Source organism: Providencia sp. PROV129 (assembly GCF_028482245.1).
In the GTDB taxonomy this organism is placed as follows: domain Bacteria; phylum Pseudomonadota; class Gammaproteobacteria; order Enterobacterales; family Enterobacteriaceae; genus Providencia; species Providencia vermicola.
In genome coordinates, this window is the sequence record NZ_JAMPQD010000001.1 from 17186 (window position 1) to 35425 (window position 18240).

Genomic DNA, 18240 nt, shown 5'->3' on the forward strand with positions numbered 1-18240 from the left:
AAGCTTTTGTTGTTTTCTTCTTGATGATTAATTTTCAGAAATGACCTAAAAAATAAAAAGAGAGCATTGCTCTCTCTTTTTATACAAAAACGTTTAAATATTATAAAACGTATTTGCGGATCACTTCAGCGATACCAGGTTCGGTATTTTCGCGAGTGACCAGTTTGGCTTGCTGCTTGATTTCATCGACAGCGTTGCCCATTGCGACGCCGAGGCCTGCGGTGGTAAGCATGCTTAAGTCATTGAAATTATCACCAAAAGCGACAACATTTTCCATTGTCATACCTTGGGATTCAACCCACTCTTTTAAACGTTGGCCTTTACTATTTCCTTTACGACCCACATCCACCTGATCCATCCAAGACCATTCACAATCTAAGCCAAAATCATTTTCGATTTCGTTGACGACTTGGTGTAACTGCTCTTTATTTTGTGAGCTAACCGCAAATTTCCAAATAGAATCATAGTTATGCATCACATCCGCATAGTCTTCAACAAACTCAATGGTTGGACGTTGTGCGGCGGGTAATGAATCAGCCCAATTTAATGTGCGCGTAATACCTTCAGTTTTTGCGTTATATAACATCGCGTTATCCACATACATTAAATGTTGGATATCGGTTCCGCGTAACTTATCAATCATTTGAGTGACTGAATCGAGGGTCATTGGATTTGATTTGAGAACTTTTTTCCCGAGATAGTCATAAAGGTAAGTACCGTTACAGCAAATAGCAGGAGTATCCAGATCAAGCGCTTGGTAAAAAGGGTGAATGGCGACATGGTGACGGCCTGTCACGATGATCACTTTGACGCCTTGGCGGCGGGCTTCTTGTAGGACAGCTAACGATTCAGGCAGGATCTTCTTTTGATGATCAAGCAGTGTTCCATCGAGATCGAGCGCAATAACGCGGTATGACATAAACGGCTCCACGTGATTTTAGAAGTGACCTATAGGCGAGCTATAGGAATGAGGTCATTTTATCATCATAGCTGATAATAGTAACGAACTGAACCGTTTTAGTTTAACGATGTTGGTTTAAGGTAATAGCGGCATTGGCGTTAATTACTCACAGTAATTTAAAAAATATAAGGTATAGTGGCCTAATACATTTAGGTTATCGATGCGGCTTAGCATTTTTGTCATGAATTAAGGAGTTCAGATGGAACAGGTTGTTTATATTGCAAGTCCCGAAAGTCAGCAAATTCATGTGTGGTCAATGAATGAAGTGGGGGAGTTGACGCTTCTGCAAACTGTGAAAACACCAGGACAGGTGCAACCAATGGTGCTAAGCCATGATAAAAAGCACCTGTATATTGGTGTGCGCCCAAATTTTCGCGTCGTAACCTATGAGATTGAAACGAAAGGCACGTTACGCTTAAAAGCAGAAACATCAGTACCAGGTACACCTGTACACTTATCCCTTGATAATACAGGTAAATACTTGTTTGTGCCTTCCTATCATCAACACAATTTATCTGTGTTATCGATGAATCAAGATGGTGTACCGAGTCAAGTGATCCAAGTGATTGAAGGCTTGCGTAACCCTCATTCATCTCATGTCGATGCAGATAATCAGCAACTTTGGGTGCCTTGTTTAGGGGAAGATCATATCCGCTTGTTTGATCTGAATGAGAAAGGGTATTTAACGGAAGCAACAGCTGACCAAATAACAACCGCGCCAAATTCAGGCCCTCGCCATTTGGCATTCCATCCAACGGAGAAAGTTATTTACTGTGTAAATGAACTGGATTCAACCATTGGTGTTTACCGTAAGTTCACCCGTTATCGTACAATGCAAACATTGGCAAACTACCCTGCAGGCAATGAAAGCCAACGTTGGGCTGCCGATATTCATGTGACGCCAAATGGTCGCCATTTATATGTCAGTGAGCGTTCAGAAAGCTACATTAGCCACTATATTATTTCTGATGATGGCTGCGAACTCACGTTAGAGGCGCGTTACCCAACCGAGGTACACCCAAGGGGCTTTAATATCGATGCAACTGGGCGTTTTTTAATCTCCAGCGGGCAAAAATCCGACCATATTTCAGTGTCAGAGATTGACGGGATTACTGGGAAGTTAACAGAGGTGGGGCGTTATTCTGTAGGTAAAGGCCCTATGTGGGTACTGTCTTTCATCCTTTAATCTCCGTCATACTTCGAGTTATAGCTGTGTTGGCTTCACGCGGGTACCCTAGTCACATACTTATGTATACTCCTAGGGATACCCTTGTTTGCCGCCTAGCTATAACTCAAATTATTTAGGAGATTATCTGTTTAAAAATCTGTTTAAAAACAAAGCATTAAGTTTGTTTTATTGATTACCCTAAGACTTTGGCCATGGTATCGGTGACCTTAGTGAGTTGCTCAGGGGTGATGATATACGGTGGCATAATATAAATTAATTTGCCAAATGGGCGTACCCATACGCCATTTTCCACAAACACTTTTTGTAAAGCGGCGGTATTTACAGGCTGCTTCATTTCAATCACGCCAATAGCGCCAAGTACACGCACATCTGCAACAGCAGAGTGTGAGGCTAAGGGCAGCAGTTCGGTTTTGAGTTGTTGTTCAATATTGGCAATCGTTTGTTGCCAAGGGCTATTAAGCAACAGAGTTAGACTTGCATCGGCGACAGCACAGGCTAGGGGGTTACCCATAAAGGTCGGGCCATGCATAAAACAACCCGCTTCACCGTTGCTAATCGTTTCTGCGACGTGGCGTGTTGTGAGCGTCGCTGAAAGCGTCATATAACCGCCTGTTAATGCTTTACCTAAGCACATAATATCTGGTGATATATTGGCGTGATGACAGGCAAACAGTTTTCCTGTACGCCCAAAACCTGTAGCGATTTCATCTGCAATGAGCAAGATCCCATATTCATTACATAACTGGCGCACACCTTTCAAATACTCAGGGTGATAGATACGCATTCCCCCCGCGCCTTGTACGATCGGCTCTAAGATGATCGCTGCAATTTCACGATGATTTTTAGTTAATTCACGAATTAAAGGCTCAAGATCACTTGGCTCCCATTCATCATAAAAACCACATTGTGGGGCATCCACAAAGATATGCGGTGGCAAATAGCCTTTATACAGACCATGCATGGAGTTATCTGGGTCACAGACCGCCATCGCACCAAAGGTATCCCCATGATATCCATGGCGTAATGTTAAAATTCGTTGACGTTTTTCACCTCTAGCTTGCCAATATTGCAGCGCCATTTTAAGCGCGACTTCGACGGCAACAGATCCTGAATCGGCCAAAAATACACACTCCAGTGGATCAGGAGTCATGGCGACTAACTGCCTGCATAAATTCACTGCGGGTGGGTGGGTTATTCCGCCGAACATCACATGAGACATCTGATTTAATTGGCTTATGACTGCTTGGTTGAGTTCAGGATGGTTATAGCCATGAATCGCTGACCACCACGAGGCCATCCCGTCAATCAATTTTTTTCCATCTGCCATTTCGAGCTCAACCCCTTGTGCTGCAACGATTGGATAGGCTGGGATAGGGTGACTCATTGAGGTATAAGGGTGCCAAATGTGTTGGCTATCAAAAGCAATATCGTGACTATTCATTATTACCCATTGTAAACTTTTTTAGATAATTTTAGTTGACATGATAACCACAATATTTAAACTGGCAACAATTTTTTCAACTGGAGTGTCTCCATGAACACATTAAAACAGTGGACAATAAAACAAGCTAATGAACTGTTTTCAATGCCTTTTTTTGAGTTGTTATTTCAGGCGCAACAAACACATCGCCAACATTTTGACCCGCAGCAAGTACAAGTCAGTACCTTGTTGTCTATTAAAACAGGCGCATGTCCCGAAGATTGCAAATATTGTGCGCAGAGCGCTCGCTATAAAACAGGTTTAGAAACAGAACGTTTGATGGAAGTTCAGCAAGTGCTTGAATCAGCAAAAAAAGCTAAGCAGGCCGGGTCTACGCGTTTTTGTATGGGGGCCGCGTGGCGCAATCCAAAAGAGCGTGATATGCCTTATCTTGAAATGATGGTGAAAGAGGTGAAATCCCTAGGGATGGAAACCTGCATGACTTTAGGGATGATTGATAACTCCCAAGCCCAGCGCCTCGCTGAGGCGGGTTTAGACTATTACAATCATAACCTTGATACATCCCCTGAATATTACGGCAATATTATCACGACGAGAACATACCAAGACCGTTTGGATACTTTGGGCAATGTTCGAAATGCAGGGATAAAAGTGTGCTCAGGCGGTATTTTAGGCTTAGGTGAAAAAGTTAGCGACCGTGCCGCTTTGCTGGTGCAATTAGCCAATTTACCAAAACCACCAGAAAGCGTACCAATTAATATGCTAATGAAAGTGGAAGGCACGCCAATGGCAGACAATGAAGATGTCGATGCCTTTGATTTTATTCGTACTATTGCAGTGGCTCGTATCATGATGCCGACGTCATATGTACGTTTATCGGCAGGTCGCGAGTATATGAATGAGCAAACTCAAGCGCTCTGTTTTATGGCTGGGGCAAACTCAGTTTTCTATGGCTGTAAGTTACTCACCACACCTAATCCAGATGAAAACAAAGATTTAGCACTGTTTAGGAAACTGGATATTAACCCAGAGCGTATTGATACGGATGAAGGGGATAACCAGCAAGCTGCGAAATTGGCAGAAACATTGTTAACCGCTGATAACGCAAAGTTTTATAATGCAGCAGTATGATGAGCTGGCAAACTTTCCTACAAGACCAGATCGAACAGCGCAAACGTGCCTCGATCTGGCGTCAACGTCAATGTATTGAAAGATCTGATGGTAGAGAGCTATACCAAAATGGCGAAAAATACCTAAATTTTTCGTCTAATGACTATTTAGGGTTATCTCACCATCCTGAGATTATTGCTGCATGGCAACGTGGTGCAGATATCTATGGAATTGGGAGTGGCGGTTCAGGGCATATTACTGGGTATACCCAAGCGCATGTTGCACTTGAAAGTGAACTGGCACAGTGGTTGGGTTACTCAAAAGCACTGTTGTTTATTTCCGGTTTTGCAGCAAACCATGCGGTGATCACGGCGTTAATGACAGCAAATGACCGCATATTAGCCGATAAACTCAGCCATGCATCTATTATAGAAGCCTCAATACATTCAGGGGCTCAATTAAGACGCTTTTACCATAACAATACATCCTCTCTTGAAAATTTAATTAATAAGCCAGCTTCAGGGAAAACCCTTGTGATTAGCGAGGGGGTTTTTAGTATGGATGGGGATAGCGCCCCACTGAATACCTTGCAGGATATTGCAAAAAAACACAGTGCGTGGCTAATGGTTGATGATGCTCATGGTATTGGTGTTTGCGGCTTTCAAGGGAGAGGGAGTTGTTCGGCTTATGGCATTAAACCTGAAATTTTGGTGGTGACATTTGGTAAAGCGTTTGGTTTAAGCGGAGCTGCCGTGCTTTGTGATGACCAAACCGCGGATTTCTTGGTTCAATCAGCACGCCATTTAATTTACAGCACGTCTATGCCACCCGCGCAGGCGGTTGCATTATTAGAAGCAGTTAAACAGATTAAGTTGGCAGATAAACTGCGTGAAACTCTTCAGCAGAATATTGAATACTTAAGGAAAAATGCCAACTTTAAACAAATGAAATTTGCTGACTCAACCACAGCCATCCAACCTTTAATCATTGGTGATAATGAGACATGCCAACGTGCTGCAGCATTTTTACGCCAAAAAGGGATTTGGGTTCAAGGGATCCGCCCACCAACAGTTCCGCCAGGCAGTGCAAGGTTGAGGATCACGTTGAGTGCAGTACATCAACAAAACGATCTTGATAAATTATTGGAGGCTTTAGATGACTTCGATCATTTGTCATGACAAACAAAAAATTGCGGCGGCATTTGGCCGAGCAGCGACAAGATACGATGCTATCGCTAACTATCAGCAGACAGCAGGAGAGCAACTGCTCAATAAATTGAAATCGACCCTCTTTGCAACGCAGGTTAACATGCCTTTACGGGTATTAGATGCGGGTTGTGGTACGGGTTTTTTTAGTCAAAAGCTGAAACATCAAGGCCATACAGTCACTGCACTGGACTTATCTTCTGGCATGTTAGATGTCGCCAAAAGTAAGAATGCAGCAGATGAATATTTGTGTGCTGATATAGAGTCGATCCCGACTCATTCAGCGCAGTTTGATGTGGTTTTTTCCAATTTATCCATTCAATGGTGTGAAAACTTACATGGTGCATTGAGTGAGCTATACAGAGTAACAAAGCGTGGTGGTGTGATTGTTTTTACGACGCTCGCAGAGCATTCGCTTAATGAATTATCCAAAGCTTGGCAGCTGCTTGATGAATATTCTCATGTGAACACCTTTTTGAGTCCACAAGCTATCACCTCGAGCTGCCAAACATGGCGCCATGAGCTGTCTTTTCAAAAAGATACGTTGTATTTCCCTGATTTAATTAGTCTATTGAATTCACTTAAAGGGATTGGAGCGACCTATTTGACCGAGGGACGCCAAACAGGGCTAATGACTCGTAAGCGCCTTCAGCAGTTAGCTTTAGCTTATCCGATGGCTCATCAAGGGCTACCGTTAACTTATCAAACCGTATTTGGAGTCATCTATCGTGACTAAAACTTATTTTGTAACAGGAACGGACACTGAAGTTGGAAAAACCGTGGCAAGTTGCGCTTTATTGCAAGCCGCTAATGCTCAAAAGTTTAACACTGTCGGTTATAAACCTGTTGCCTCAGGGAGTGAACAAACACCAGAAGGGCTGCGCAATAACGATGCTTTATTATTACAAGCGAATAGCCGAGTGAAATTGCCGTATTCATCAGTCAACCCCATTGTTTTTGAAGCCCCTACTTCACCGCATATCATCAGTGAAAAAGTGGGAGAGCCTATTGATTTTTCGGTTATTAATCAAGGGTTGTTAGAGGTTCAGAAAAAAGGGGATTGGGTGTTGGTTGAAGGGGCTGGTGGGTGGTATACCCCATTATCCACCGAAAAAACCTATGCAGATTGGGTTATTGAACAGCAACTTCCCGTTATTTTAGTGGTGGGTGTGAAATTGGGTTGCATTAATCACGCATTATTAACGTTAGAGGCGATTAATACCGCTGGTTTATCTGTGGTCGGCTGGATTGCCAATGAAATTGAACCCGCAGGTATTTATCAAGCTGAATATCTTGCAACACTCAAACGCATGATTAACTCACCTTGTTTAGGGATCTTACCTTATCAGCCCCAACTTAATGAATCCACGTTAGGTCAATATTTGGATCTTACGTTATTGTGAAATAAATAAAGGGCTTAACATTATTGTTTTAGGCCCATTTCCCCCTCTAATAAATGATCAATTGTTAAATGCTTTGTTGATCTTGTTTAACGTTCTTAACCTATTTTTTGTCAAGTTTTACCGTAGAAATAGTCTGATGATCGAACTAAAACAGATAAAATCTCTTTTTTTAAACGGATACTACGTAAAAATTTTTTCATATAACTGCCATCGTTTTGTCATTTATTCAATGTTTAACAAATTTTACTCATGACGAGAAAGCATGAGCCCTAAGGGCTTCAAGAGTTATCCACCATTTCTGTGGATAACCTTGTGTATTAACATTATAAAACAACTTCTATGCTAGGCGGCAAGCGGCTTTGCCTTTATTTGATGTGATTCTGGACTTTGAGATAATTTTATTTAAATACAATAGGTTAAATAAAATCAAGACTTCAATCTATATTTGCGATAGGGCGATAAAAACCAATAGCATAAAATATAACGTTTTCCAAAGGTCAAGCACTATTTTGGGGATAACATTTTTATAAACTCATTGGAACGTCGGATAGAGAAAATATTAAATTCAGGACTTGAAGCTGTTTTTTTATCCAGTATTATAGAAAAAGAGACACGTTACGAGGCGGTAATATGAGTAAGGATTTTAAGCTGTATTCTGATTTTCAGCCAGCGGGGGACCAACCTGAAGCAATTCGTCAATTACGCGAAGGGCTGCAAGATGGCTTAGCGCATCAAACGTTATTGGGAGTAACAGGGTCAGGGAAAACCTTTACGATAGCTAATGTTATCGCAAAAGAAAATCGCCCAACCATGTTGATGGCTCATAACAAGACCCTGGCGGCACAACTTTACAGCGAAATGAAAGCTTTCTTCCCAGATAACGCAGTAGAGTACTTTGTTTCTTACTATGATTATTACCAGCCTGAAGCCTATGTGCCTAGCTCTGATACATTTATTGAAAAAGATGCCTCTGTAAACGAACACATTGAGCAAATGCGCTTATCTGCGACTAAGGCCTTACTTGAACGTCGTGATGTCATTGTGGTGGCTTCTGTCTCAGCTATATATGGGTTAGGCGACCCTGATAGCTACTTAAAAATGATGCTGCACCTCACCGATGGCATGATCATTGACCAACGCTCTATTTTAAGGCGTTTAGCTGACCTGCAATACAGTCGTAACGACCAAGCTTTTACCCGTGGTACTTTTCGCGTTCGCGGGGAAGTGATTGATATTTTTCCTGCAGAATCTGACGAATACGCGTTACGTGTCGAGCTGTTTGATGATGAAGTTGAACGTCTATCTCTCTTTGATCCACTGACGGGGCAAATTCAACACCGTGTGCCTCGCTTTACGGTTTACCCAAAAACACATTACGTCACACCAAGAGAACGTATTTTGGAAGCGATGGAGCATATCAAAGAAGAGCTGGTGGATAGGCGAAAAGTGTTGTTAGAAAACCACAAACTGGTGGAAGAACAGCGTATTACTCAGCGTACTCAGTTTGATTTAGAAATGATGAATGAACTGGGTTACTGCTCAGGGATTGAAAACTATTCACGCTATTTATCGGGTCGTGCTCCAGGTGAACCACCTCCGACATTGTTTGATTATTTACCTGCGGATGGCCTACTGGTGGTGGATGAATCTCACGTGACCATTCCTCAAATTGGGGCGATGTACAAAGGTGACCGTTCCCGTAAAGAGACCTTAGTTGAATATGGTTTCCGTTTGCCTTCGGCATTGGATAACCGACCAATGCGTTTTGAAGAGTTTGAAGCTTTAGCACCGCAATCTATCTACGTATCTGCAACTCCAGGCAAATATGAGCTAGAAAAATCAGGCAATGAAGTTATTGAGCAAGTGGTTAGGCCGACAGGCTTACTGGATCCGATTATTGAAGTGCGCCCTGTGAGCACGCAAGTAGATGATTTATTATCTGAAATCCGTATTCGTGTGCAGAAGAATGAGCGTGTATTAGTCACCACGTTGACCAAACGAATGGCGGAAGATTTAACAGAATATCTGGAAGAACATGGGGAGCGTGTTCGTTACCTTCACTCAGACATTGATACGGTTGAACGGGTAGAAATTATTCGTGACTTACGATTGGGTGAGTTTGATGTGCTTGTTGGTATCAACTTATTAAGGGAAGGCCTCGACATGCCAGAGGTGTCTTTAGTGGCTATTTTAGATGCAGACAAAGAAGGTTTTCTGCGTTCAGAACGTTCTTTGATCCAGACAATAGGCCGTGCAGCACGTAACTTAAACGGTAAAGCGATCCTTTACGGCGACCGAATCACCAATTCGATGGAAAAAGCGATAGCAGAAACCGAACGCCGTCGTGCAAAACAAATGGCATTCAATGAAGAACATGGCATCGTACCGCAAGGGTTAAACAAGAAAATTGGCGATATCCTGCAGATAGGTCATAAAGTTGGCGGGAAAGGCAAAGGGCGCTCAAAAGATAATGCCAAGAGTGAGACATCAATTGATATACAAGGTATGTCGACGAAAGAGTTGGAACGACGTATTTCGCAACTTGAGGCACAAATGTATAAGCACGCACAGGACTTGGAGTTTGAAGCGGCAGCGCGAGTGCGTGATGAGTTGCAAGAGATACGGTCTCAGTTTATCGCCAATTCCTAATCTTCTTTATCTTCTTCATACTTCGCGTTGTGGGGGTGTTGGCTGCGCTCAATCACTCGGGTCACATACTTATGTATGCTCCCCGAGATGCTCTCACTTGCCGCCTACCCACAACGCAAATTATTTTGAAGATAAATTGTCATTTTATTTCATTATGTAGGGGGGTAGGGGCAATCACTCGGGTCACATACTTATGTATGCTCCTTGGGATACTTTCATTTGCCACCTAGCCACAACGCGAATTTTCTACATACTTCACGTTGTGGGGGTGTTGGCTGCGCTCAATCACTCGGGTCACATACTTATGTATGCTCCTTGGGATACTTTCACTTGCCGCCTACCCACAACGCAAATTATTTTGAAGATAAATTTTCATTTTATTTCATTATGTTGGGGAGTAGGGGCAATCACTCGGGTCACATACTTATGTATGCTCCGCGAGATGCTTTCACTTGCCGCCTAGCCACAACGCAAATTATTTTGAAGATCAATAGGATTGGTATAGAAATATCTTTAAAATAGAGAACAAAAAATTGGCTTGAGTAGCATTCCACCTCTGGGAGCCAAAGGTGGGATAAATTAGGAAATTACAATAGCGGGACGGTTTCTTCGATGGCTTGTAGGAGCAGCTTTCTATCGTGGCGATAAGGGATATCATCCGCTTCGAGGACGCGCTGGATAATCTTACGGTCACTGCTAATATCACTGGTTTGTGTGCGTGGGCCAAGGATCAACGCATCAATCTTTTTGCAGCCAATATAGTTTTCCATCATCTGCAATTTCTCAGGTAAAGTCAGATTAGCGGCTGAAGAGCCCACTTCCTTACCTAAATTACCAATATAAATCATTGGGGATTTGCATTCACGCAAGGCAGTGGCAATCTCGTCCAGTAGTAATAATGGCATTAAACTGGTGAAGAAACTACCAGGACCAATGATAATCAAATCCGCTTGGTGAATAGCTTCTAACGCTTCACGTGTGGCCTTAACGCGAGGGTATAGGCGTAACTCTTTCGGAATTTCGCGCAAGGCATCCACATTGACCTCGCCATAGACCTCATTACCCATCTCATCAATCGCCATCAAATCAACAGGGGATTCTGACATTGGAATGAGTTGCGCATCCACTTTGAGCATATTGCGAATTAAATTAATGGCCTCGAGTGGCCTAACACTCAGGTGATCTAATGATTTTAGCATTAGGTTACCTAAGTTGTGGCCAGAGAGTTCTCCATTACCGCCGAAACGGTATTCAAACATTGCTGAAGCAATTGATGGTTCAGTGATTAACTGATTCAAACAGTTCCGCATATCGCCCCAAGCAATCCCGCCTTCGGAACGACGAATTCGACCTGTAGACCCGCCATTATCTGTGGTGGTCACAATTCCAGTTAGGCGAGGGCCTAAAGAGGAAAGGGAAGACATTACGCGACCTAGCCCATGCCCGCCGCCAAGGGCAACAACATGTTTCAGGCTCGCCAGACTACTATTTGGCATAGTGTTCCTATATCAATCAGTCAATATTCGGCAAATAAACAGTCACTACTTAGTGCTTTTTATCTGTGGTTTGCAGTGTTTACAGAGCCGAACGTATCAAAAATGAAATCTAAAATAAATTGGGCGTTAATCTACCATAAAACATCATTGTTCGCTGAGTTACTGTGATAAAAAACAATAAAAGGCAATATTCCAGATTTACCTTAACCTCTTAGCAAAAAAACACCTGAATGTTTCCATTTTGAATATTTACCTATATAGTGTAAATAATTCTCATTTTCATTGTTTGTGTTATGGCTCAATATGTCTGATTCTGAGTTGCAACGCTTGTTTGCACGCCATTCTTCCTCATTATGTCGCTACCTCAACATGTACCTTAAAGACCATAGTTTGAGTATGGATATTGTGCAGGAAAGTTTTGTACGGATGGCTGAACTGATGAAGCACTCAACGATTCAAGATTTTGACGCTTATCTTTATCGGATTGCGAAAAACCTGATGATTGATCACTTTAGGGAACAAAAAGCACGCCCTTCAATGGTTATCAGTGATGAGCAATGGCAAGAAATACCTGCACAAGTAAAAAGCCTTGAAGCAACAGCAATAAGAGAGCAGCAACTTAGCCAGATACAAGCCATTATTCAAACATTGCCCAAGAGAACACAGGCTATTTTTCGTTTGCACCGAGAAGAGGGATTGACTCAAACCGAAGTGGCTCAATTGTTGAATATTTCGCTCAGTACTGTTGAAAAGCATTTAGCCAATGCATTGGCTGTTCTGATTCATCAATGGAAGGATTAATCATGAAATCAACAACATCTCCATCTGAAATCGAAAACACAGCGGCGATGTGGGTCGTCAAGACCACTCAAAGAGAGCTGGATGCACAAGAAAATAGCGAGTTTCAGCATTGGGTGAATGCATCGAAAGAGCATGCCAATGCCTATTATCGTGCAAGGCAAATTTGGGCGTTAACTTCCTATAATCAACAGCCTAGAAAAACAGAGAAACCAATTAAAGCCACAAAAAGTTTTGTGAAAGTTTCCGTCGCAGCCAGTGTTTTAGTGTGTGGTTTGGTGACTTTGATTTGGTGGGGTGAAAATCAAGAACAGATTGATTACCAAGCCAGAATTGGTGAAGTTCAACATATCATATTGCCCGATGGCAGCCAAGTCGACCTCGATAGTGGTGCACAATTACAGCTAGTTTTTGACGGGCAATATCGACAAGTCAATTTGCTCCAAGGACGCGCCTATTTCTCTGTTGCACCTATCACTGGTAGTGAACTGCGTCCTTTCCAAGTTAAGGCGAGAAATGGTGTAACTCAAGCGCTGGGAACAGAGTTTGCCATTGATAATGAAGGGGATAATGTTGGTGTAAGTGTCTATCAGCACAGCGTTAAAATATCGCTATTATCAGGACAAGAATTGACGGTAAAAGCAGGCAGCTTTACGCAATACCAGCAGCAAATTTTACCCACAATACCACTTGCCAAACAAGCGTCAGAAGGATGGCGTGAAGGCCAGATTATTTTTCAACAGCAAACGCTTTCTGAGATTACCGCTGAAATTAATCGTTACCATAAAAAGCGAATTATTATTTTAGCTAGCGACAGTAAGGAAAAACTAAGCGGCGTATTGCAAATTAACACACTAGAAAGTGGACTTAAGTACCTTGTGTCATCAAAAGGACTCACGATTTATGAAGTACCATTTTTCACATTAATCTACTGATAGATAAATAAATTATTATTTTTCACAAGTATTTAAATTATTTTTACGGGTTTCTTTCATTTCCACGTCTTAACCTAAGTGATTATGATTTTTATTACCATTATCATTTTAGGGATGGGAAATGACTCAAAAAAAGCACCAATATAAAACAGCCACACTCTGTGTTTACCTTGTATTAAGAGCACTACCTGCATATTCATTATTTAACATTGCTCATGCCAGTCAATCAATAACTGTAACCCAACAGAAAATTTCATTTTCGATTGGAGCAGGATCGCTTGAGAACGCATTGTTGCAATTTGCCCAACAGGCAAAAGTTGAAATCATTATTAATAGCCAAGAAATGAACGGCTTAAAAAGCCAAGGCATCAAAGGGCAGTTAACCTTGCAAGAAGGATTGCAGCAACTTGTTGGCGAAAATCCAGTTCAGGTCCAAATACACAATAATCGTATTTCTATTCATCGGGTAATTAATTCCTCCACAAGTGAAAACGTCATTAAGTTAGATAATATTACGGTGACAGCAAGCCAAATACAGCAAGGAGATTGGGTCTACAGTAGTCCCTCATCGGTGAGTGTGATCAGTAAAAAACAAATTGAAGACAGGCCACCGAAACATATTGCTGACGTACTAGAGCTTACCACCGGCGTGTATTCCAGTGTCAGCCAGCAAGACCCGTCGCTATCAGTGAATATTCGTGGGATCCAAGATTATGGGCGTGTGAACATGAATATTGATGGAATGCGGCAAAACTTCCAAAAAAGCGGCCATGGGCAGCGTAACGGCTCAATGTATATTGATTCTGAGTTGCTATCTGGTGTTGAAATTCAAAAAGGAAACAATAGTGGTATGGGGAGTGGGGGAACGCTTGGCGGAGTTGCCACATTTCATACGGTAAATGCATCTGATTTTTTATCGAAAGATAAGACATTTGGTGGAAAATTACATGCCAGTACAGGGACGAATAATACTCATTTTATCGGTAGTAGCGCATTTGCCTTGGGAAATGAAAAGGGAGATTTACTGTTTGCTGCCAGTGAACGCCGCTTAGGTGACTATAAACCAGGGACTCACGGGAGTATTGGCGACATTCGCATCAACAATGATGCAGGGCATTATGACGAATTAGTGCGTGGTTTAAAACATACCCGAATTAATGATAGCAATTACCAGATGACCTCATATTTGGCGAAAGCAGGTTGGAATCTCAGTGAGTCACAACGCTTACAATTCAATTATTTAGAAACCAAAGTGGCGACACCTAATGCAGGTACATTAACTAATTTGGCGCAAACGTGGCCATATAAACTTGGATGGAAAAGCAGTGGGTTTAGTGATGTGACAACCCAGAACTATTCCCTTGATTATACGCAGTTTAGTGGCAGTCCATGGAGTACAGAATTTAAAGGGAAAGTGTATTTTGTTGATACGAAAGATGACACTGAAACTTATTCAACGAGCCAAATTTTTAATAATGGCTATCAGATGGATACTCGGGTTAAAACATTCGGGGTGCAACTCGAAAATCATTCAGAGATTGAATTTAATCATAATAATTTATTAAAAGCGCATTATGGTTTTGAAACTTTCCAAGATAAAGCTAGCAGCACCTCAACACGAGAAACCGCATCAGGCGTAACACCAGATGGAAAACGTACGTTGAGCTCATTGTTTACTAATTTAACTTACGAATATGACGATTGGTTAACATTGGAAGGGGGAATGCGTTACGACTACTATACCCTCAAAGGGCAAACCAGCATGCGTTATGCCATCTTCCCTTATACAAAGGAAAATCCATGCACAGGTAGACGGTTACGTGATTGCCCAAGCACGCTGTATACAGAACATTGGAATGTTGATAAATCGGAAGGTGCGTTTTCACCTAATGCTCGTCTGGCTATTCGCCCAGGTGTCGAGTGGATGGAGTTCTTTACCAGTTATGGTCGTTCTTGGCGTCCACCTGCGATTACCGAAACACTCACCACAGGCAGCGCTCACAGTTCTTCAACACAGTTTCCTAACCCGTTTTTAAAAGCGGAACGCTCAAATGCGTGGGAAATCGGGGTGAATCTGAATTACCCCCAGCTGATGCTTGAAGAGGATCGATTATTGGCTAAAGTGGCTTATTTTGACACGCGGGTTGATAACTATATCAACCTTGCGATTAACCGAACTAAGCCAGGACTGGTTAACCCAAGTATGGGGAATGCTGCGTACAGCAATAACTTAAATACGACACGTTTTAGAGGGTTTGAATACCAACTCAACTATGATGCAGGGTTTGTTTATGCAGATTTAACCTTCACCCATATGATTGGTAAAAACACATTCTGTGCTAACCGTGCGTGGTTAGGTGGCGTCTTGAAATTCCCAGAAGGTATTGGCCCTGGTAATTGGTATGCAGAGCCCGATGAGCAAGCAGACAATTATGTTAACTGCGATAGCGGCTCCATCTTTGGTAGTGCAGCAAATCTGCCAGGTGATAGAGGTTCATTCACACTCGGTGGACGTGCTTTTGATAGAAAACTGGATGGCGGAATGGTTATCCGTTTCACACCAGGTTTCCAAGACTATTCTGCACAAACCAATTACCCTTATTTAGCGGACTGGCCGAAATATACCCTCGTCGATTTATACGCAAGTTATTCAATTACGGATAATTTAATTATTCGCGGTAACGTGGAGAACTTAACCAATCGGGCCTATGTGGTGAGCTACGGGGAGAGCTTAGCGAATACATTAGGTCGTGGAAGGACGATATCTGGTGGGGTTGAGTTCCGTTTCTAAATACGTTCAATTACTTGGGGCAAATGCTTTCGTTTTTGATTGGGATAATGCTTAGCAAAGTATTGAGTGAAAAATACGAAGCGATTGGTAACGATATTTATAACGGAAACAATGAGATGGGGAGCTTGCTCCCCATTTTAGATCTACATCAAGAAATGTTTAATTAAATAATAAGAGATGTTAATCATTTAAAGTGAAATTGTATCTTTGGCTAGGCTCTTTTTAAGAAAATTGTCTATGATAATAAGAACTTCGGAGATTATCGCTAATGTTCCGTAAGTCGTTGTATATTATATTATATATCGAATTCAGGTTCGCTTTTTCATATTCTATACGCTAGAATCCTTACAGAAATTAAGTGAACAGAGTGGTTTGTTTTCGTTATTAAATTAGCGGCTTTGTTCCAAATAAAACTCCTAGCCTTTGCGTCTAAGTTTGTTTTCACAAATATGATGCTCTGGCCGTGGCCATAGAGTCACCAGGGTGCAAGATAGAAATGTCTGCATCTCCCGTATTTGGAAAGGTGTGATTATGCAGCAACTCGTCGATCAATTTGACCGAAAATTTTACTATCTTCGGCTTTCTATAACAGATGTTTGCAACTTTCGTTGCACATACTGCCTGCCTAATGGTTATCAACCAAGTGGCCGCCATGAATTCCTCACTCTGGATGAAATTCGCCGTGTCAGCAGCGCATTCGCTGAATTAGGCACAGAAAAAGTGCGTATTACAGGCGGTGAACCTACCATGCGCAAAGATTTCAGTGAAATTATTGCCACCATTCATGAAAATGCAGCGATTAAAAAAATCGCAGTTACCACCAATGGTTATCGCATGGCGAGAGACGTTCAATCGTGGAAAGATGCAGGCCTGAATGCAATTAATGTCAGTGTGGATAGCTTAGACCCACGACAGTTTGCGGCAATCACTGGGCAAGACAAATTCTTCCAAGTGATGAAAGGGATAGATGCTGCCTTTGAGGCTGGCTTTGAAAAAGTGAAAGTCAACGCTGTGTTGATGAAAAATATCAACGACATTGGTCTGAAGTCATTCTTAAATTGGATTAAGCACCGCCCAATTCAACTGCGTTTTATTGAGTTAATGGAAACAGGGGATGGCAGTGATATTTTCCAACGTTTTCATGTTTCTGGCGAAACGATTCGCGACCGTTTAATTGAAGAAGGTTGGTATCGCCTTCCTCGTTCTCGCAATGACGGCCCTGCTCAGGTCTTTAGTCACCCAGATTACCAGGGTGAAATAGGCCTTATCATGCCGTATGAAAAAGACTTTTGTCAAAGCTGCAATCGCCTTCGTGTATCTTCTTTAGGTAATCTCCATTTGTGCCTGTTTGGTGAAAATGGCATTCCTCTACGTGATTTGTTAGGGGATGATAACCAAAATGAAGCGCTAAAAGCGCGGATACAGCGTGGTTTGCATCACAAACGCGAAACGCATTTTCTACATATGGGTGATAGCGGTATTACCCCTAATTTGTCCGTTATTGGCGGTTAATTCTTTTAAGATTTTCAGGAGAAACTATGTCCCAACTGACTCACCTCAATGCGTCGGGCGAGGCGCATATGGTTGATGTTTCAGCTAAAGCTGAAACTGTCCGTGAAGCTCGTGCAGAAGCTTATGTCACCATGAACCCCGAAACCTTAGCCATGATTGTTGATGGCAGTCACCATAAAGGGGATGTGTTTGCAACGGCACGTATTGCGGGCATCCAAGCCGCTAAAAATACATGGCAGTTAATTCCATTATGTCACCCTCTGTTGTTAACTAAAGTGGAGGTTGTTCTTGAAGCAGAACAAGCACATAGCCGTGTTCGCATCGAAACATGCTGCCGTCTAACGGGTAAAACTGGTGTGGAGATGGAAGCACTGACTGCAGCCTCGGTGGCGGCATTGACCATTTACGATATGTGCAAAGCGGTACAAAAAGACATGGTCATCGGCCCTGTTCGTTTGTTAGAAAAAACAGGCGGTAAATCTGGACATTTTAAGGTGGAATGATGATTACAGTATTATTTTTTGCACAAGTTCGCGAATTAGTGGGAACAGATAGACTTGAAATAACGGAAAAATATCAAACAGTTGAGTCTCTACGTCTTGCTTTGTCGCAAAAAGGTGATCGCTGGGCTTTGGCGTTAGAAAGCGGAAAATTACTGGCAGCAGTTAATCAATCATTTGTTTCCCTCGAACATTCACTGGCGGAAGGGGATGAAGTCGCCTTTTTCCCACCAGTAACAGGGGGATAATG

The 18240-nt window shown here is 42.3% G+C and carries 15 protein-coding genes and 1 riboswitch; of the genes, 12 read left to right on the forward strand and 3 right to left on the reverse strand.

All coding sequences use genetic code 11. From position 1 onward, the window contains the following. Window positions 1-100: 100 nt before the first annotated feature. Entirely contained in the window at window positions 101-919 is an 819-nt protein-coding gene (locus PSF27_RS00090) for a pyridoxal phosphatase (RefSeq protein WP_206085327.1), read from the reverse strand. A 241-nt stretch (window positions 920-1160) separates the two neighbouring features. Between PSF27_RS00090 and pgl the strand changes: the two genes are divergently transcribed. Next, the gene (pgl, locus tag PSF27_RS00095) at window positions 1161-2147 is read left to right on the forward strand and encodes a 6-phosphogluconolactonase (protein ID WP_206085328.1); all 987 of its coding nucleotides are present in this window, start codon (window positions 1161-1163) and stop codon (window positions 2145-2147) included. Between the two features lie 175 nt (window positions 2148-2322). Here the strand turns inward: pgl and bioA are convergent, their stop codons facing one another. Further along, window positions 2323-3591, reverse strand: a complete 1269-nt coding sequence (bioA, locus tag PSF27_RS00100; protein ID WP_272680613.1) for an adenosylmethionine--8-amino-7-oxononanoate transaminase — start codon at window positions 3589-3591, stop codon at window positions 2323-2325. Between the two features lie 93 nt (window positions 3592-3684). Between bioA and bioB the strand changes: the two genes are divergently transcribed. The 5 genes from bioB (at window position 3685) to uvrB (ending at window position 9958) form a co-directional block, all read left to right on the forward strand. Further along, on the forward strand, window positions 3685-4722 hold the full coding sequence (gene bioB / locus PSF27_RS00105) for a biotin synthase BioB (protein ID WP_206085330.1): 1038 nt from the start codon (window positions 3685-3687) through the stop codon (window positions 4720-4722). Next, the gene (gene bioF, locus PSF27_RS00110) at window positions 4722-5879 is read left to right on the forward strand and encodes an 8-amino-7-oxononanoate synthase (RefSeq protein ID WP_272680660.1); all 1158 of its coding nucleotides are present in this window, start codon (window positions 4722-4724) and stop codon (window positions 5877-5879) included. Before bioB ends, bioF begins: the two co-directional genes overlap by 1 nt. Beyond that, window positions 5857-6642, forward strand: a complete 786-nt coding sequence (gene bioC / locus PSF27_RS00115) for a malonyl-ACP O-methyltransferase BioC (RefSeq protein WP_272680614.1) — start codon at window positions 5857-5859, stop codon at window positions 6640-6642. Before bioF ends, bioC begins: the two co-directional genes overlap by 23 nt. After that, entirely contained in the window at window positions 6635-7309 is a 675-nt protein-coding gene (gene bioD, locus PSF27_RS00120; protein ID WP_206085333.1) for a dethiobiotin synthase, read from the forward strand. The genes bioC and bioD overlap by 8 nt, the downstream gene beginning before the upstream one ends. 630 nt (window positions 7310-7939) lie before the next feature. Further along, a complete protein-coding gene (gene uvrB, locus PSF27_RS00125) occupies window positions 7940-9958 on the forward strand; it encodes an excinuclease ABC subunit UvrB (protein WP_206085334.1) in 2019 nt (672 codons plus the stop codon). A 587-nt stretch (window positions 9959-10545) separates the two neighbouring features. On the opposite strand, the gene PSF27_RS00130 is transcribed toward uvrB, so the two are convergent. Then, window positions 10546-11454 carry a gluconeogenesis factor YvcK family protein gene (locus PSF27_RS00130; RefSeq protein ID WP_206085335.1) on the reverse strand — a complete coding sequence of 303 codons (909 nt, stop codon included), beginning with the start codon at window positions 11452-11454 and terminating at the stop codon, window positions 10546-10548. Between the two features lie 303 nt (window positions 11455-11757). Here PSF27_RS00130 and PSF27_RS00135 point away from each other — a divergent pair, with 303 nt between their 5' ends. The 6 genes from PSF27_RS00135 to moaD all read left to right on the forward strand — a co-directional run bounded on the left by PSF27_RS00135 (window position 11758) and on the right by moaD (window position 18238). Next, the gene (locus tag PSF27_RS00135; protein WP_206085336.1) at window positions 11758-12255 is read left to right on the forward strand and encodes an RNA polymerase sigma factor; all 498 of its coding nucleotides are present in this window, start codon (window positions 11758-11760) and stop codon (window positions 12253-12255) included. 2 nt (window positions 12256-12257) lie between these two features. Beyond that, window positions 12258-13187, forward strand: a complete 930-nt coding sequence (locus PSF27_RS00140; protein WP_272680615.1) for a FecR family protein — start codon at window positions 12258-12260, stop codon at window positions 13185-13187. Window positions 13188-13308: 121 nt separating this feature from the next. Continuing rightward, a complete protein-coding gene (locus PSF27_RS00145; RefSeq protein WP_272680616.1) occupies window positions 13309-15978 on the forward strand; it encodes a TonB-dependent hemoglobin/transferrin/lactoferrin family receptor in 2670 nt (889 codons plus the stop codon). A gap of 401 nt (window positions 15979-16379) precedes the next feature. Further along, window positions 16380-16520: riboswitch (molybdenum cofactor riboswitch) on the forward strand. Continuing rightward, window positions 16510-17490: a GTP 3',8-cyclase MoaA gene (moaA, locus tag PSF27_RS00150; protein ID WP_206085340.1), complete on the forward strand. Its 981-nt coding sequence runs from the start codon at window positions 16510-16512 to the stop codon at window positions 17488-17490. It overlaps the preceding riboswitch by 11 nt. A gap of 26 nt (window positions 17491-17516) precedes the next feature. Then, window positions 17517-17993 carry a cyclic pyranopterin monophosphate synthase MoaC gene (moaC, locus tag PSF27_RS00155; protein WP_206085341.1) on the forward strand — a complete coding sequence of 159 codons (477 nt, stop codon included), beginning with the start codon at window positions 17517-17519 and terminating at the stop codon, window positions 17991-17993. After that, complete coding sequence (moaD, locus tag PSF27_RS00160; protein ID WP_272680661.1) at window positions 17993-18238, forward strand: molybdopterin synthase sulfur carrier subunit; 246 nt, start codon at window positions 17993-17995, stop codon at window positions 18236-18238. The genes moaC and moaD overlap by 1 nt, the downstream gene beginning before the upstream one ends. The last annotated feature ends 2 nt before the right edge of the window (window positions 18239-18240 follow it).

Excerpts from the sequence above, each read along its gene's own strand:
- PSF27_RS00090 (WP_206085327.1), bottom strand. The coding sequence starts at position 919 with ATGTCATACCGCGTTATTGCGCTCGATCTCGATGGAACACTGCTTGAT.
- pgl (WP_206085328.1), top strand. The coding sequence starts at position 1,161 with ATGGAACAGGTTGTTTATATTGCAAGTCCCGAAAGTCAGCAAATTCAT.
- bioA (WP_272680613.1), bottom strand. The coding sequence starts at position 3,591 with ATGAATAGTCACGATATTGCTTTTGATAGCCAACACATTTGGCACCCT.
- bioB (WP_206085330.1), top strand. The coding sequence starts at position 3,685 with ATGAACACATTAAAACAGTGGACAATAAAACAAGCTAATGAACTGTTT.
- bioF (WP_272680660.1), top strand. The coding sequence starts at position 4,722 with ATGAGCTGGCAAACTTTCCTACAAGACCAGATCGAACAGCGCAAACGT.
- bioC (WP_272680614.1), top strand. The coding sequence starts at position 5,857 with ATGACTTCGATCATTTGTCATGACAAACAAAAAATTGCGGCGGCATTT.
- uvrB (WP_206085334.1), top strand. The coding sequence starts at position 7,940 with ATGAGTAAGGATTTTAAGCTGTATTCTGATTTTCAGCCAGCGGGGGAC.
- PSF27_RS00130 (WP_206085335.1), bottom strand. The coding sequence starts at position 11,454 with ATGCCAAATAGTAGTCTGGCGAGCCTGAAACATGTTGTTGCCCTTGGC.
- PSF27_RS00135 (WP_206085336.1), top strand. The coding sequence starts at position 11,758 with ATGTCTGATTCTGAGTTGCAACGCTTGTTTGCACGCCATTCTTCCTCA.
- PSF27_RS00140 (WP_272680615.1), top strand. The coding sequence starts at position 12,258 with ATGAAATCAACAACATCTCCATCTGAAATCGAAAACACAGCGGCGATG.
- PSF27_RS00145 (WP_272680616.1), top strand. The coding sequence starts at position 13,309 with ATGACTCAAAAAAAGCACCAATATAAAACAGCCACACTCTGTGTTTAC.
- moaA (WP_206085340.1), top strand. The coding sequence starts at position 16,510 with ATGCAGCAACTCGTCGATCAATTTGACCGAAAATTTTACTATCTTCGG.
- moaC (WP_206085341.1), top strand. The coding sequence starts at position 17,517 with ATGTCCCAACTGACTCACCTCAATGCGTCGGGCGAGGCGCATATGGTT.
- moaD (WP_272680661.1), top strand. The coding sequence starts at position 17,993 with ATGATTACAGTATTATTTTTTGCACAAGTTCGCGAATTAGTGGGAACA.